Origin of the sequence: Actinomadura napierensis, assembly GCF_039529375.1 — a bacterium.
Lineage (GTDB): Bacteria > Actinomycetota > Actinomycetes > Streptosporangiales > Streptosporangiaceae > Spirillospora > Spirillospora napierensis.
This window is the reverse complement of sequence record NZ_BAAAMR010000001.1, coordinates 185,627-200,172: the sequence shown is the minus strand read 5'-3', so window position 1 is coordinate 200,172 and position 14,546 is coordinate 185,627. Positions and strand designations below refer to the sequence as shown.

13 protein-coding genes are annotated in these 14,546 nt (G+C 73.3%); 2 read left to right on the top strand and 11 right to left on the bottom strand.

Features of this window, described 5'->3' with window-relative positions; translation table 11 throughout:
- Positions 1 to 16 precede the first annotated feature (16 nt).
- The 4 genes from ABD296_RS00670 to ABD296_RS00655 form a co-directional block, all read right to left on the bottom strand.
- Positions 17 to 415 carry a hypothetical protein gene (locus tag ABD296_RS00670; RefSeq protein ID WP_344260138.1) on the bottom strand — a complete coding sequence of 133 codons (399 nt, stop codon included), beginning with the start codon at positions 413 to 415 and terminating at the stop codon, positions 17 to 19.
- Between the two features lie 307 nt (positions 416 to 722).
- Entirely contained in the window at positions 723 to 1,415 is a 693-nt protein-coding gene (locus ABD296_RS00665) for a response regulator transcription factor (RefSeq protein ID WP_344260136.1), read from the bottom strand.
- Positions 1,412 to 2,665, bottom strand: a complete 1,254-nt coding sequence (locus ABD296_RS00660) for a sensor histidine kinase (RefSeq protein WP_344260134.1) — start codon at positions 2,663 to 2,665, stop codon at positions 1,412 to 1,414. Before ABD296_RS00660 ends, ABD296_RS00665 begins: the two co-directional genes overlap by 4 nt.
- 8 nt (positions 2,666 to 2,673) lie before the next feature.
- Positions 2,674 to 4,848, bottom strand: a complete 2,175-nt coding sequence (locus ABD296_RS00655) for an MMPL family transporter (protein WP_344260132.1) — start codon at positions 4,846 to 4,848, stop codon at positions 2,674 to 2,676.
- A gap of 342 nt (positions 4,849 to 5,190) precedes the next feature.
- On the opposite strand from ABD296_RS00655, the gene ABD296_RS00650 reads away from it, so the two are divergent.
- A complete protein-coding gene (locus tag ABD296_RS00650; RefSeq protein ID WP_344260130.1) occupies positions 5,191 to 7,137 on the top strand; it encodes a WD40 repeat domain-containing serine/threonine protein kinase in 1,947 nt (648 codons plus the stop codon).
- Positions 7,138 to 7,174: 37 nt separating this feature from the next.
- On the opposite strand, the gene ABD296_RS00645 is transcribed toward ABD296_RS00650, so the two are convergent.
- Genes ABD296_RS00645 through ABD296_RS00615 form a run of 7 tightly spaced genes read right to left on the bottom strand, consistent with a single transcriptional unit; the run spans position 7,175 to position 13,662 of the window.
- On the bottom strand, positions 7,175 to 8,089 hold the full coding sequence (locus ABD296_RS00645) for an ABC transporter substrate-binding protein (RefSeq protein ID WP_344260128.1): 915 nt from the start codon (positions 8,087 to 8,089) through the stop codon (positions 7,175 to 7,177).
- Positions 8,086 to 9,204, bottom strand: coding sequence for an LLM class flavin-dependent oxidoreductase (locus ABD296_RS00640; protein ID WP_344260126.1), 1,119 nt, complete (start codon positions 9,202 to 9,204; stop codon positions 8,086 to 8,088). Before ABD296_RS00640 ends, ABD296_RS00645 begins: the two co-directional genes overlap by 4 nt.
- The gene (locus ABD296_RS00635) at positions 9,194 to 10,012 is read right to left on the bottom strand and encodes an LLM class flavin-dependent oxidoreductase (RefSeq protein ID WP_344260124.1); all 819 of its coding nucleotides are present in this window, start codon (positions 10,010 to 10,012) and stop codon (positions 9,194 to 9,196) included. The genes ABD296_RS00640 and ABD296_RS00635 overlap by 11 nt, the downstream gene beginning before the upstream one ends.
- On the bottom strand, positions 10,009 to 10,815 hold the full coding sequence (locus ABD296_RS00630; RefSeq protein ID WP_344260122.1) for an ABC transporter ATP-binding protein: 807 nt from the start codon (positions 10,813 to 10,815) through the stop codon (positions 10,009 to 10,011). The genes ABD296_RS00635 and ABD296_RS00630 overlap by 4 nt, the downstream gene beginning before the upstream one ends.
- Positions 10,812 to 11,651: an ABC transporter permease gene (locus tag ABD296_RS00625; RefSeq protein ID WP_344260120.1), complete on the bottom strand. Its 840-nt coding sequence runs from the start codon at positions 11,649 to 11,651 to the stop codon at positions 10,812 to 10,814. The genes ABD296_RS00630 and ABD296_RS00625 overlap by 4 nt, the downstream gene beginning before the upstream one ends.
- A complete protein-coding gene (locus tag ABD296_RS00620) occupies positions 11,648 to 12,649 on the bottom strand; it encodes an NrtA/SsuA/CpmA family ABC transporter substrate-binding protein (protein ID WP_344260118.1) in 1,002 nt (333 codons plus the stop codon). Before ABD296_RS00620 ends, ABD296_RS00625 begins: the two co-directional genes overlap by 4 nt.
- Entirely contained in the window at positions 12,646 to 13,662 is a 1,017-nt protein-coding gene (locus ABD296_RS00615; protein ID WP_344260116.1) for an ABC transporter substrate-binding protein, read from the bottom strand. The genes ABD296_RS00620 and ABD296_RS00615 overlap by 4 nt, the downstream gene beginning before the upstream one ends.
- 60 nt (positions 13,663 to 13,722) lie before the next feature.
- Here ABD296_RS00615 and ABD296_RS00610 point away from each other — a divergent pair, with 60 nt between their 5' ends.
- Positions 13,723 to 14,514 (top strand): IclR family transcriptional regulator, encoded by a 792-nt coding sequence (locus ABD296_RS00610; RefSeq protein WP_344260114.1) that lies wholly within the window; start codon positions 13,723 to 13,725, stop codon positions 14,512 to 14,514.
- The last annotated feature ends 32 nt before the right edge of the window (positions 14,515 to 14,546 follow it).

Below are 14,546 nucleotides of genomic sequence, written 5' to 3'. Positions count from 1 at the left end.
CTTCCGCATGCCGGGCTCAGTTCTTCAGTTCTGAGAGGTCGACGACCTGAGCGGCGGGCGGAGTCGTGATGTGGACCGCGACGCCGTAGCCGTCGAAGTCCAGGCGGTTCCCCGGGCCGCCGTCGATGCGCAGGACGTAGGGCTTGCCCCGTGTCGCCACGTAAAGCCTCCCGCCGGACCCGTCCTCGAGCGCGATCGCGGGCGTCCCCGCGATCACCTCCTGCTTCCCCTTGGACACCGTGCCGTCAGGAGTGAGCAGCTCCGGGAAGAACTTCGCCGGGTCGGTGAACGAGGCCGGCTTGGCGAAGCCCTCGTCCTTCGAGGTCGTCCTCAGGTACTTGCCGTTCAGCAGCTGGACGGCTCCCTTGCCCCCGACCGACTTCAGGAACGCGGCCGGGGGTCTGGTGGACCTCAACGCCGTTCCGGAACACGTCCTCGCGTCCCTCCCGGGCGTCGACCCGTACCACGCGAAGCTGATCGTGGCAGCACGGCAGGCGTGCCGCTTGACGTCACCCGAGGACCTCATCACGCAGGGCGTACTGCCCGCCCCGACCGTCCGCGCCCTGAACGAAGTCCTCATCGCCCTGTCCGCAGCCGCCCCAGCCCCATAAACCGTCGCACCCTCGCGACCCGCGCCGCGGCTCGGGGCGCGCTACCTGTTCGCAACGGTCAACTGCGGTTCCTGCGAGCGGACGAACCGTGGTCCATGCAACACAGGCGGCTCACGACGGGCGGTCGGCGCCGCTGTCGGGGGCGGTGGGGGCCAGGCCCGTCCGGAAGGCGATGACGACGAGTTGCGCCCGGTCGCGGGCGTCCAGCTTCGCCATGGCGCGCTGCACGTGGGCGCGGACGGTGAAGGGGCTGAGGAACTCCCGCTCGGCGATCTCCTGGTTGGACAGGCCCGTCGCGACCAGGGCCACCATCTCGCGTTCGCGGGGGGTGAGCGCGGCGAGCTGTTCGGCGTCGTGCGGTGGGGCGGCGTCCGGTGTGGCCAGGAAACGGGCGACCAGGGAGCGGGTCGCGGCGGGGGACAGGAGGGTGTCGCCGTCGGCGATCGTCCGGACGGCGTCGAGCAGGTCCTCGGCGCCGATGCCCTTGCCGATGAAGCCGCTGGCCCCCGCGCGCAGCGCCTGGGCGACGTACTCCTCGGTCTCGTACGTGGTGAGGATCAGGATGCGGGTGGCGCGCAGGTCCGGGTCCGCGCAGATCTCCGACGTGGCGGTGAGACCGTCCACCTCGGGCATGCGGATGTCCATGATCACCACGTCCGGCCGCAGCTCGCGGGTGAGCCGCACCGCCTCCCTGCCGTCGGCGGCCTCGCCGACCACGGTGATGTCGTCGGCGGTTTCGAGGAGCATCCGGAAGGCACCGCGCAGCAGGGCCTGGTCGTCGGCGAGCAGCACCCGGAGCGTCATAGCGCTTCTCCGCCGGTCAACGGCCCTTCGTTGGCATGCGTCCTGTCCTTGGCGGGCGGGAGAGGCAGTTCGGTGGAGACGAGGAAGCCGCCTTCCGGGCGCCTGCCCGCGGAGAGACGTCCCCCGACCGCGGTGGCACGTTCCCGCATCCCGATCAGACCGTAACCGGGCGGACGGTCGGGCAGCGTGGCGGCCGACGCCGTATGGGCGTCCCCTCCGTCGTCGGCGACGGTGATGGTCACGCGGTCGCGGCTCCAGTCGAGGCGCACCCGGGCGCTGTTGGTACCGGCGTGCTTGGTCACGTTGGTCAGGGCCTCCTGGACGATGCGGTAGGCGGTGAGGTCCACTCCCGGCGGCAGCGGTCTGGCCGTGCCCTCCTGATGCACCGACACCTCCAGTCCCGCGCGGCGGAAGGATTCGAGGAGCGTGGGCAGCCGGGACAGCCCGGGGGCCGGTTCGGCGGGCGCGGCCGCGTCCCCGGTGTGGCGCAGCAGACCGACCGTGGCCCGCAGTTCGTCGAGCGCGTCGCCGGTGGTCTCGACGAGCTCCCTCAGGCTCTTGCGGGTCTGCTCCGGACGGGTGTCGAAGAGGTGGGCGGCGACCGTGGCCTGCGCGTTGGCCAGGGTGATCTGATGGGCCACGAGGTCGTGCAGTTCCCGGGCGATGCGCAGCCGTTCCTCGGCCACCCTCCGGCGCGCCTCACTGTCCCGGCTCTTCTCGGCCCGCAGGGCCCGCTCCTCCACGGCCGCCAGGTAGGCCCGCCGGTTCTGCGTCGAGTGACCGAGGATGCCCGCCACCAGCGGGAACGCCGCCACCGCCGCGATCCTGCTCGCGTCCTGCCACGAGAGGGACCCGAACGAGAACACGAGGTTGGAGACGACGAGCAGCACCGCGGAGGCGAGCAGCACCGCGCTCGCCGCGCGCCGTTCGGTGCGCACGGCGAGCGTGTAGGCGACGATCACGGCGGGGGCCACGATGGGCGGGCTCAGCAGGAGGTCCAGGGGCGGCACCAGCATGCCGGCCGCGGTCGTGGCCGCCATGGCGGCCAGCGGCGCCCTGTGCCGCACCGGCAGCACGGCACAGGACACCACGGCGATGAGGTAGGCGGCGGCGGGCGGCGCCGATATCGCCTTGTCGTCGACCTGCAGCGCGCCGCCGAGCAGGCAGAACGCGAACGCGGTCGCCGCGATCGCTCCCTCCCGCCACCACGTGCCGCGCGCTCGCGCCCCGCCCTCACCCGTGTTCGTCATGGCCGGGCTCAGCGCCAGTCGACGGGGAGCCGCGGCGCCGCCGCGTCCGGCACGGTCACGGCGGCCGGAACGTGCCTGCTCAGCGCCTCGCCCTCGATGTCCACATTCGGCAGCACACGGTTCAGGCTACGCGGCAGCCACCAGGCCCTGCGACCGAGCAGTGCCAGGACCGCGGGCGCGATCGCCATCCGGACCACGAAGGCGTCGAAGGCGACGGCGGACGCCAGCCCGACGCCCATCGTCTGGATGGTCGGGTTGCTCATCCCGATGAACCCGGTGAACACGCTGGTCATGATGATCGCCGCCGCGGCAACCACGCGTCCGCTGTGCCGGAAACCGCCGACGATCGCCTCGCCGGGGGACGCGCCGTGGACGTGGGCCTCCCGCATCCGGCTGACGAGGAAGACCTCGTAGTCCATGGCGAGGCCGAACACGATCCCGATGATGAGGATCGGCATCAGCGACATGACCGGTCCGGTCTGCTCGATGCCGATCAGGTCCGCCGCCCAGCCCCACTGGAAGACGGCGACGACGACGCCGAAGGCGGCGCCCACCGACAGCAGGAAGCCGAGCGCGGCCTTGACCGGGACGAGGACCGAACGGAAGACCACCATCAGCAGGATCACCGCCAGGCCGATGACCACGGTCAGGTAGGGGACGAGGGCGTCGGACATCGCTTCGGAGATGTCGATGTTCAGCGCGGTGGTGCCGGTCACCAGGATGTCGGCGCCCGTGCCGGACTCGGCTCCGGAGACCGCCCCCCGGAGGGCGTGCACCAGGTCCTTGGTCTCGCCGCTGGTCGGTGCGGTCTTCGGGACGGCGGTGAGGACGGCGGTGTCCTTGGCCCGGTTGAGAACCGGATCACCGACCGACGCGATCCCGTCCACTCCCCGGACGGTCGTGACGACCCGGTCCGCGGCGGCCTGGGGGTCCGGGGACTTCGACATGTCCACGACCACGGTCAACGGCCCGTTGAAGCCGGGGCCGAAGCCCTCCGACAGCAGGTCGTAGGCACGGCGCTGGGTGGTCTCCACCGACTTGGACTCGTCGCCGGGCAGCCCGAGTTCGAGGCTCAGCGCCGGTAGGGCGACGGCGCCGAGACCGAGCCCGGCGATCAGCAGCACGGTCACCGGGCGGCGCAGCACGAACCGCGCCCAGCGGGTGCCGAGCCCGGGCCGTCCGGCCGCCGTTCGCTCGTTTCCGGGCCGGCCGGCCTTGCGGACGGCGCGGGACAGGACCCGCCGGCCGAAGAAGCCGAGCAGCGCGGGGACCAGGGTCAGTGCGACGAGGACGGCGAGGGCCACGGCGCCCGCGCCGGCCAGGCCCATCTTGGTGAGTTCGGGGATCCCGACGACCCCCAGCCCGACCAGGGCGATGAAGACGGTCGCGCCGGCGAAGACGACGGCGGATCCGGCCGTGCCCGCAGCCCGGCCGGCGGCCTCCTCCGGCTCGCTGCCCTGTGCGCGCTCGTCGCGGAAGCGGGAGGTGATGAAGAGCGCGTAGTCGATGCCGACCGCCAGCCCCAGCATCAGCGCCAGGATCGCGACGGTGGACGTCAGGCCCAGCGGAACGGCCAGCGCGCTGATCAGGCCGAAGCCGATGGCCACGCCCAGGAAGGCGGTCAGCAGCGACAGCCCGGCCGCGACCAGCGACCCGAGGGCGAGGACCAGCACCACGCCCGCCACCACCACGCCGATGATCTCCGTCGTGCCGCCCGGCTCCTCGTCCGAATCCAGGGCCGAGCCGCCGATCTCCACGGTCAGCCCCGCGTCCCGGGCCTTGCCCGCGGCGTCCTCGAGGGAGCTCTTCGTCGGCCCGGTCAGGTCGACGGCGTCCGCGGTGTAGGTGATCGTGGAGTAGGCGATGGTGCCGTCCTTGCTGACGGCGCCGGTCTCGTAGGGGTCGGTGATCGACGCGACCTGCTCACCTTCCTTCAGCGAGCCGAGCGTTCTCTCGACGGCCGCCTTGTTCTCCGCGGCCGTCACCCGCTGCCCGTCCGGGGCCTGGAAAACCAGGCGCGCCTCGGCACCCTGGGAATTGCTCTGGGGGAAGCGCTCGTCCAGCAGGTCGAACGCCTTCTGCGACTCGGTGCCGGGCATGGAGAGGTCCTCGTCCTGCCCGGAGGGCGCCATGGCGGCGGCGACTCCGGCCAGCAGCAGGACGCCCAGCCACAGAGCGGTCACGAGCCGGCGCCGGCGGAAGGCCCACCGTCCGATCCGATAAAGAAATGTCGCCACTTGTTGCTCACTCCAGATACCGCTGGGGAAGGGGAAATGCGCGAGATTCGCGCGCCTTCAACACTTCCCTCCGGCACCCCCGCCGGGCATCGTCTCCCGCCGCCGTCTTCCTCTGGTGCACCCGGACCAGCCGTTCACATGCCCCTAGTGCGAACGCACTAGGGGGCCTCGGACCTCAACGGGAACACGGCCGGTCCCGTGATCCCCGGCCGCGTTGCCCGGGCCGGGGCCGCCTGAGAGAATCGTTCAGGCGTACAGCGATGTCTGTCAGACAGGGAGCTTGGCCGAATGGACCCTCTGCAGCCCGGCGATCCGCAGCGGGTCGGGTCGTATCGGCTGCTCGGACGGCTCGGCGGCGGCGGGATGGGGCAGGTGTTCACGGGCCGCTCGCCGGGCGGCCGGCTGGTCGCGGTCAAGATCGTCCGCCCCGAACTGGCGGACGCCCCGGACTTTCGCCGCCGCTTCGCCCAGGAGGTCGCCGCGGCCCGCAGGGTCGGCGGCTTCTACACCGCCCAGGTGGTCGACGCCGACCCGGACGGCGACCCGCCGTGGCTGGTCACGGCCTTCGTCCCCGGCCCGTCGCTGCACCAGGCCGTCGGCGCGCACGGCCCGCTGCCCGTGGACGCGGTGAGGGTGCTCGGGGCCGGGCTGGCGGAGGGGCTGGCCGCGATCCACGGCGCGGGCCTGGTGCACCGCGACCTCAAGCCGGGCAACATCATCCTCGCGGCCGACGGCCCCCGGGTCATCGACTTCGGCATCGCCCGCGCCCTGGACGCCGCCCACACGTCGACGGCCGTGCTCGGGACTCCCGGTTTCATGTCGCCCGAGCAGGCGCGCGGCCTCCACGTGGGGCCGCCCAGCGACGTGTTCGCGCTCGGCTCGGTGCTCACGTACGCCGCGACCGGGACGAGCCCCTTCAACACGGGCCCGGCGGGCGCGATCGTGTACCGGATCGTCCATGACGAGCCGGACCTCACCGGCCTGCCCGCCGACCTCGCCGACCTGGTCACCGCCTGCCTGGCGAAGGATCCGGAGCCGCGGCCCGGCCTCGCCGAGATCCTGGACCGGCTGGCCGCCCCGCCGGAAACCGCGCGGACCTGGCTCCCGGCCCCCGTCACGGAGATGATCACCGCGTTCGATCCCCGGCTCCCGGAACCCACCGGGGACGCGACCCGCGCCGCGCGTCCGACCCGCCGGAAGTTCGTCCTTGCCGGGCTGGGCGTCGTCGCCGCCGGAGCCGTCCCGGCCGCCTTGCTGCTGCGCCCGTCGGACGCCTCCGAGACGCCGGTGACGCTCCCGCACAAGCACAGAAAGGTGCGGTCCATCGCGTTCAGCCCGGACGGCGCCCTGCTCACCGGTGTTGGCAACGACGGCACGGTGAGCCTGTGGAACGTGGCCTCCAGGACGCAGGCGCGGGTCTTCACGCACCGGGTCGTCAACCCGTTCGACAAGCCGCCGTCGGCCGCCTTTCCCGCGGACTTCAGGACCACTCTGTCCGCGGCCTTCGGCCCGGACGGGCGCACCCTGGTGATCGGGAACGGCGACGGGACGGTCAGTCTCCGGAACATCACGACCGGAGCCCTCACCGAACTGCCCTACATCGACCCCGTCAGATGGGACAGGTCCCTCAGCGCCGTGGCGATCGACCGGACGGGGCGGACGGTGGCGAGCACGTTCGACCTTCCTACCGTCAGGCTGTGGGACGCGGCGAGTGGAAAGCACCGCGCGAACCTGGCCACGGGCGAGAAGTACTGGGTCGGGGCCCTGGCGTTCAGCCCGTCCGGTGATGTCCTGGCGACCGCCAGCGGCAACGTTCTTCCCGGCAACACCACCACCGACGGACTGCTGCAACTGTGGGACGCGTCCGCGCACACCAGAATCGCCACCCTCGCCCACACGAACTCCGACGAGCATTCCCTGGCGTTCGATCCCGGCGGTAGGACGCTGGCGAACCTCTGCACGGACGGGACGCTCACGCTCTGGGACGTGGCGTCCCGCGCCCCCATGACCACCCTCACCGGATCGGGCTCCGGTGTGACCTGCATCGGATCCGGCGGGAAGGGCCTGCTGGCGGCCGGTTCCAAGGACGGCACCGTCACGGTGTGGGACCTCTCCACCCGCAAGAAGTTCGCCGCAGTCGACACCGATGACGAGATCACCTGCGTCGCCCTCAGCCCGGACGGAAGAACCGTCGCGGCCGGAGGCGCCCACCTGACCCTCTGGACCCGCACCTGACGCACCGGCGACGCCGGTGCCCCGCGTCCGGGGGTGGTCAGGGCGTGGGCGCGGAGACCAGCTCGTTGATCTCGGGTAGGACCGCGTCGGCGACGGTGACCGGGCGCGGGATGAGGCGGTTGGCGTGGAAGAGGTCGGCGGCGTGCTGCTGCTCGGCGATGAAGCCCTCGTCCACCGGGTGCAGGCCCCAGGGGCGGGTGCGCAGCGCGTGCTCCCAGGCGTCGACGGCGCCGCCGTCGTCGGCGGCGAACAGCGCAGCGGCCTCGCGCGGGTTCGCCTCGATCCAGGCGTCCGACTCCTGGAGCGCGGCGACGATCGCGGCCAGCTCGTCGCGCCGCTCGGTCGCGAACGTCCGGTTGGTGAACCAGAGCGAGCGGTGGCTGAACAGGCCCGGTGTCTCGATGACCGTCCGGACGGGGCGGCGGTTCTCGACGTCGGTGAGGTGGGGGTAGGAACCGACCCAGGCGTCGACCTCGCCGTCCAGGAACAGCTCGGCGGCGTTGCCGTAGGCGTCCACGGGTTCGATGTCGCTCCAGGTCAGGCCCGCCTTCTCAAGGGCGAGCAGCAGCAGCGTGGTCTGCCAGGAGCCGTGGCCGAGCGCGACGCGCCGGCCCTTGAGGTCGGCGGGTCCGGCGATCGGGGAGTCCTCCGGGACGACGATGCGGCCGTTCTCCACGCGCGGCCCGGAGATCGCCACGTAGACGACGTCGTGCCCCTTCGCCTGCGCGGTGACGGGCGGCGTGGAGCCGGTGCCGATGAAGTCGTAGCCGCCGTCGAACAGGTGGTCGCCGTGCCCGGACGGCAGGCCCTCGGTGGGCGCGGGACGGTCCCCGGCGGGCAGCGACCGCAGGTCGACCCACTCCACGTCCGGGACGGACCGTTCGAGGATGCCGCGGTGCCGCAGCACCCACAGCGAGTTGTTCTGCGGGAAGTAGCCGACGCGCAGGGTCATGATGGCTTTCCTTTCAGCAGGGGCAGGACGTGGCGGCCCACGCGCTGGGCCTCTTCGAGGTGCGGGACGCCCGCGAGGATGAAGGCGTCCACGCCGAGGTCGATCAGTTCGTCGAGCTGCGCGGCGACCTGGTGGTAGTCGCCGACGAGCCCGAACAGCGGCCCGGGCCGGAGCCGGTTGAAGCCGCCCCACACGTTGGGCTGCACTTCGAGGCCGCGATGGCCGGAGCCGGAGCCGGCGCCTGCGGTGAAGGCCCGGCCCCGCTGCCAGCCGACGGACTCGCTCGCGTCGGGGGTGCGCGGCGTTTCGCCGATCCGCGCCCAGCCCTGGCGAACCTCCTCCCAGGCCTCCTCCTCCGTCTCGCGGGCGAGGACGTCCACGCGGACGGCGAACTTCGGGGGAGTGTCGCTGTGCTCACGGACGAGGGCGAACTTCGCGGCGAGCGCGTCGAACGGCTCCAGCCAGGACAGGTAGTAGTCGGCGTGGCGGCCCGCGGCGGCGATCGCGGCGGGCGAGGAGCCGGAGAAGTAGATTTCCGGGAACGGCTGCCCACGCAGTTCCGGCGGGAGCGCCGCGCCCTCGACCCGGTAGAAGCGGCCCTCGTGGTCGAACGGGCCGTCCCACACGCCCTTCAGCACGTCGAGGAACTCCGACGTGCGGGCGTACCGGTCGTCGTGGTCGACCTTGTCGCCCCACCACAGCTGCTGCGGCCCGCCGCCGCCCGAGATGATGTTGTAGACGACGCGCCCGCCCGTCGCCGCCTGCAGCGATGCCGACATCCGCGCCGCCTGGACGGGATGCAGGAACCCCGGCTGGAAAGCGATCATGAACCGGTAGGCGGTGGTCTCCCCGGTGAGCGCGGCGGCCGCCGCCCACGGGTCGTCGGTCTCGGGGAACGACGGCATCAGCCCGCCGACGAACCCGGACCGCTCGGTCGCGCGCGCCACCTCTCCCATGTAGTCGAGCGGGCCGTACCCGTCCGGTCCGCTGCCGCGCAGGCCGGGCCCGAGGGCGCCCGGGAGGTACGGGCCGAAGCCGCCGCGGGTGATGTCGCCGAGGCGCAGCGCGGGCGCGTCGCCCTCCATCGCGATGCGCCAGTAGATGTCAACCGGCACGTTCGGTCTCCTTCCGCAGCAGGGGCAGGACGCGCTGCGCCAGCCAGTAGGCGGTGGCGGGCGTCGCCGCCGGCTCCACGAAGAACTCGGCGACGCCCTCTTCGGCGCGGCGCAGGATCTCGTCGGCGAGCGCCGTCTCGTCCAGGCCGTCGGCGCGCAGGCGCAGCGCCGCGTCGACGCCGTCCGGGACGAGGCCGGGGTCGTCGTCGGGGCCGATGAGGTGCGCGTCGGCGTGCCGCGCGGACAGTGCGAGGGCCTCCGGCGACGTCCCGGACAGGTACACGCGCGGGAACGGGCGCGGCACCCGGGAACCGGGGAAGCCGCCGTCCAGGACCTGGAAGTGCTCGCCCTCGAAGGTGTACGGGCGCTCGCCCCACACGCCCTTTGCGATCGTGAGGAACTCATCAGCGCGGGCATAGCGGGCCGGGCCTTCCAGGAAGTCGCCGTGTGCGCGCGCGACGTCCGGCGGGAGGTCGACGGCGAGCCGCCACGCGAGCCGCCCGCCGGTGTAGCGCTGCAGCGACGCCGACAGCTTCGCCGCGTAGACGGGCGTCGCGATCGCCGGATGGAACGCGGCCGCCACCTGGACGTGCCGCGAGTCGCGCAGCACCGCCGCCGCGAGCACCAGCGGATCATGGCCGCCCGGGTCGAACGGGACGAGCACGCCGTCCAGCCCGCCCAGCTCGGCGGCCCGGCCCACGGCGCGGTGCTCGGGCTCGACGGCGCGCGGGCGCACGTCGGTGACGAAATCGGGCAGCACCGCGCGTCCGGGCGCGCGGGTCGGCGCCACGACATGCAAGCGGGTCAACGTATCGCTCCTTCCTGCGGCCGTCCGGCCTTCTCCCTGCCGTGCTCCGGCCCGGGGCCGGTGAGCCGGACACCGAGGTCGCTCAGCAGCCGGCGGCGCAGCGCGGTGAACTCCGGGTCGGCCGCGTCGCGGGGATGCCGCGCCGCCACCCGCTCGTCGGTGACGAGCCGGCCGTCCTTCAGCACCGCGACCCGGTCGGCCAGCCGGATCGCCTCGTCCACGTCGTGGGTGACCAGCAGCACCGCCGGGCGGTGGGTGCGGACCAGGTCGCCGACGAGGTCCTGCATCCGCAGCCGGGTAAGCGCGTCGAGCGCGGCGAACGGCTCGTCCAGCAGCAGCAGTTCCGGTTCCCGGACCAGTGCCCGCGCCAGCGCGACCCGCTGCGCCTCACCGCCGGACAGCGTGTGCGGCCACGCCCGGGAGTGGTCGGCCAACCCGACCTCCGCGAGCGCCCGCCTCCCCTTCTCCTGCACGGCGGCGCCGCGCGGCAGCCCGACGGCGACGTTGCCGAGGACCCGCTTCGACGGCACCAGCCGAGGCTCCTGGAACACGATCGTGCGAGCCTCCGGGACCAGCACCGTCCCGCCGTCCGGCCGGTCGAGGGCGCCGAGGATGCGCAGGAGCGTCGTCTTGCCGGTGCCGCTGGCGCCGAGGAGCGCGACGAACTCGCCGCGTTCAATGTCGAGGTCCACCCCGTCCAGGACGGCGCGAGTTCCGAAGACCCGGCGCAGGCCCCGCAGGTGCACGGCCGTGCTCATCGTGCCGGTGCCCATCGTGCCCGTGCTCGTCGTGCCGGTGCTCATCGCGCCGCCTCCTTCGCCCGCCACGGCATCAGCAGCCGCTCCGCGCCGCGCGCGAGCAGGTCCGCGGCCAGCCCGAGCAGCCCGTACACCAGCACGCAGACCGACAGGATGTCGGTGCGCGAGAAGCTCTGCGCCTGCGTCATCAGGTAGCCGATCCCGGACGTCGAGTTGATCTCCTCGGCGGCGATCAGCGCGATCACGCTGAGCGTCATCGACAACCGGAATCCGGCGAGCAGCGACGGCAGCGCGCCGGGCAGCACCACCTCGCGGACGAGCCGCCATCCGCCGAGGCCGAACGTGCGCATCGCCTCCAGCAGGCGCCGGTCCACGTTCCGGACGCCGCCCGCGGTCGAGACGTACATCGGGAACGTGGTGGCGACGGCGATGAGGACGACCCGCGCCGACTCGCCGATCCCGAACCACACCATGAACAGCGGGACGAGCGACAGGAACGGCAGCGCGCGGAGCAGTTGCAGCGGCGAGTCCAGCAGCTCCTCGCCGAGCCGGGAGAACCCGGTGACGACGCCGAGCAGCAGCCCGGCGGCGAGCCCGCACGCCAGGCCGAGCACGGCACGGGTCAGCGAGACGCGCAGCGCGTCGCTGAGCTGGCCGTCCGCCCACAACTCGCGGGCGGCGTCCGCGACCGTCGCGGGCGAGGCGAGCACGTCGGGGCTGAGCACGCCGGTCGCGGACGCCAGCCACCAGCCGCCGAGCAGCGCGAGCGGGCCGAGGGTGCGCAGCGCGACGGTCACGCCGCGGCGGCGCGGCCTCGGGATGCGCGGGCGCGGGACGACGAGATCGGCGTACGCGGCTCTCTCGGCAGGGGCGACGGTCATGTCCCGCTCCCCGGAAGCGTCACCACGTACGGCTTGACGTCCACCTTCACCGGGGTGATCTTCTGGTCGGCGAAGAACTGCGCGACGCTCGCGAACCCGGCGAGGTCGGGCGCTCCGATGGGCTCGGCGGCCGCGCCCTGCGCGAGGTTCTGCACGGTGAGCCGTTCGGCGGCGCCGCTGACGGCCTGCGGCCCCGCCTTGGTGAACACGTTGACGTAGCCGCCGGGGTTCTTGATCTGGTCCTGCCCCCGGTCGTGGAGGTACTGGTAGAACGCCTTGACGATCTCGGGGTGCGCGTCGGCGAGCTTCGTCCGGACGGCCCACACCGAGTAGTTCTGCGACCCGATCTGCCCGCCGTTCACCAGGAAGTGCGCGCCGGTCGCGGCCATCTCGGGAAGCGAGTACGTCGCCCACACCGCCCACGCGTCGACCTTCCCGGAGTTGAAGACGGGGGCGGTCTGCGCGGGGTTGAGGTAGACGCGCTTCACCTGGTCCGGCTTGATCCCGGACGCGGCGAGCGCCTTGAGCAGCAGGTACTCGGCGGTCCCGCCCTTGTTCACCGCGACCGACCTGCCGACCAGGTCGCGGGGCGTCCGGATCGGCGAGTCCTTGCGCACGAGGATCCCCTCGCCGATCCTGTCGGGGGCGATCTGCGCGAACAGCTTGAAGCCGGGCTTCTGGGCGAGGGCGGCGATCGCGGAGGTGATCGAGCCCTGCGCGAAGTCCAGCTCACCGGCGTTCAGCTCCAGCGCGGCGGGCGCGAACGGCCCTGCGCTGCCCGTCCACGCGACCTTGGCATGCACGGCGGACAGCGCCTTGGCGAGGCTGCCGTCCTTCTTCCCGGCGGCGAGGACCCCGGAGTTGCCCGGGTCGGGGACGTGGACGGTGATCGTCCCGCCGCCGGACGGGTCCGCGTCCGCTCGGCCGCAGCCCGCGGCGGCGAGCAGGACCGCGAGGGCGCCGGCGGCCAGGGCCGGTCGGGCGGGGAAGCGCTTCATGGGTGCTCCTGTGCGACGAAGGCGAGCCGCGGGACGAGGTCGCGCGCGGCGGTGAGGGGTGCGGGGTCGGCCCAGGCGGATACGTCCACCGGGGCATCGTGGAAGCCGTGCCGGTGCAGGAACTCCTCCTGCTCGGCGAGCAGCGCGAGGCGGTCCGCGCCGAGGCCGGCGTGCAGTTCGCGGTGGAAGCCGTCGCCGTAGGCGCGGGCGACGCCCTTCGCGCCGGCCCCTGTCTCGGCCCGCAGGATCCGGGCGAGGTCGCCGGGACGGTCGCGGGCCCAGTCGGCGGCGCCGAGCAGCACGGCGAGGAACCGGACGACCAGGTCGGGATGGTCGTCGAGCAGCCGCTGGTCGACGGTGATGGGACGCGGCGTCCCGTTGTTGACCCGCCGGCGGCGGTCCGGCAGGGCGTCGAGGTCGATCGCGACCTCCGCGCCGTAGCGGGCGGCGGTCTCCACGGCGACCGAGCCCTTGGTGTACACGGCGTCGACGCGGCCGTCGCGCAGTGCCGCGAGCTCGGCCTCCCATTGCCCGGGGAGGGCGTCGCCGTCGAGTTCGACGAGGTCGGCGTCGGCGAGGGTCAGCCCGGCATGGCGGAGCGCGCCGTCGAAGCCGCGCAGCGCCATCGCCCGCCAGAAGTCGATCTCGATGGAGCGGCGCGGGACGGCGAGGCGGCGGCCCTTGAGGTCGTGCGGACCGCGCACGCCCGCGCCCGGGCGGGCCAGCACGACCTGCCGCTCCTCGAACCAGGTGAGGCCGACCAGGCGGGTCGGCGCGCCGGTGGAGCGGGCCCACAGCGCCGGGACGTTGCCGCCCTCGCGGACGAGCGTGGGAAGCCGGTGGCGGAAGTGCTCGCCGCGGTCGGGCCCGGCACCCGCGTCCTGGAGGGAGCGCACGGTGATGCCGTCGGCGGCGAACTCCGCCGCGAGCCAGCCCTGGTCTGCGGCGATGCCGGTGGCGGTGGGAACGGGACAGCGGGTGAACCAGAGGTCCCGGGGACGGGTGTCGGCCATGCCGGCGAGTATTGCCAACAAAACCTACCAACTCAATATGGATCCCATATGGTGGGAAACATGGCAGAAAATCCCGTTGGCGGGCAGGCGGTGCGGCGCGCGCTGGACGTCCTGCTCTGCTTCCGCGACGGCGGCTCACCGATGACCGCGTCCGGCGTCGCCCGCCGCCTCGGCCTCAGCACCTCGACCGCGCACCGGCTCGCGCAGACCCTCGCGGGCGCGGAGTTCCTCGTCCGCGACCCGGCCGCCCGCTACCGCATCGGCCCGGCGGTGACCGAGCTGGGCCTGCTGTCGTTCCACCAGCAGGGCCTGCACCGGGTCGCGCCGGAACTGGAGCACCTGGCCCGGGTCACCGGGACGACGGCCGACCTCGCGATCCGCAGCGGCGACCACGCGCTGCTGCTCGCCGGCGGCACCGTGCGGCGCACCGAGGACGGCGTCGGGCTGCGCCGCCCGCTGCACTCCACCGCGCTCGGCAAGGTGCTGCTCGCCTGGCCCCGGCCCGGCGCGGACGACCTGGCCGGGCTGGCGCCGCTGCGCCCGCTCACCGGCCGGACCATCGCGGACGTGGACGCGCTGCGCGCGGAGGTCGAGCGGACCCGCGCCGCCGGGCACGCGATGAACGACGGCGAGTCCGCCGAGGGCGTGCGCACCCTCGCCGTCCCGCTGCTGGACCGTGCCGGCCACGCCCGTTACGCGCTCGCGCTGCGCTCGACGCCCGAGGTCGTCTCGGACGCGCGGGTCCCGTGGTTCCTGGCGCACGCCCAGTCATGCGCGCGGGCGATGGAGGTGCTGCTGCTGTCGCCGGAGGACCGGCGCGGCTGGCCGGGGCAGCCCGGCGCTCGTCAATAACATGTATTTCCTACTGATTTAGTTTGATTCTT

Coding starts and splice junctions, on each gene's coding strand:
- ABD296_RS00665 (WP_344260136.1), bottom strand. CDS start 1,415: ATGACGCTCCGGGTGCTGCTCGCCGACGACCAGGCCCTGCTGCGCGGT.
- ABD296_RS00660 (WP_344260134.1), bottom strand. CDS start 2,665: ATGACGAACACGGGTGAGGGCGGGGCGCGAGCGCGCGGCACGTGGTGG.
- ABD296_RS00650 (WP_344260130.1), top strand. CDS start 5,191: ATGGACCCTCTGCAGCCCGGCGATCCGCAGCGGGTCGGGTCGTATCGG.
- ABD296_RS00645 (WP_344260128.1), bottom strand. CDS start 8,089: ATGACCCTGCGCGTCGGCTACTTCCCGCAGAACAACTCGCTGTGGGTG.
- ABD296_RS00630 (WP_344260122.1), bottom strand. CDS start 10,815: ATGAGCACCGGCACGACGAGCACGGGCACGATGGGCACCGGCACGATG.
- ABD296_RS00625 (WP_344260120.1), bottom strand. CDS start 11,651: ATGACCGTCGCCCCTGCCGAGAGAGCCGCGTACGCCGATCTCGTCGTC.
- ABD296_RS00620 (WP_344260118.1), bottom strand. CDS start 12,649: ATGAAGCGCTTCCCCGCCCGACCGGCCCTGGCCGCCGGCGCCCTCGCG.
- ABD296_RS00615 (WP_344260116.1), bottom strand. CDS start 13,662: ATGGCCGACACCCGTCCCCGGGACCTCTGGTTCACCCGCTGTCCCGTT.
- ABD296_RS00610 (WP_344260114.1), top strand. CDS start 13,723: ATGGCAGAAAATCCCGTTGGCGGGCAGGCGGTGCGGCGCGCGCTGGAC.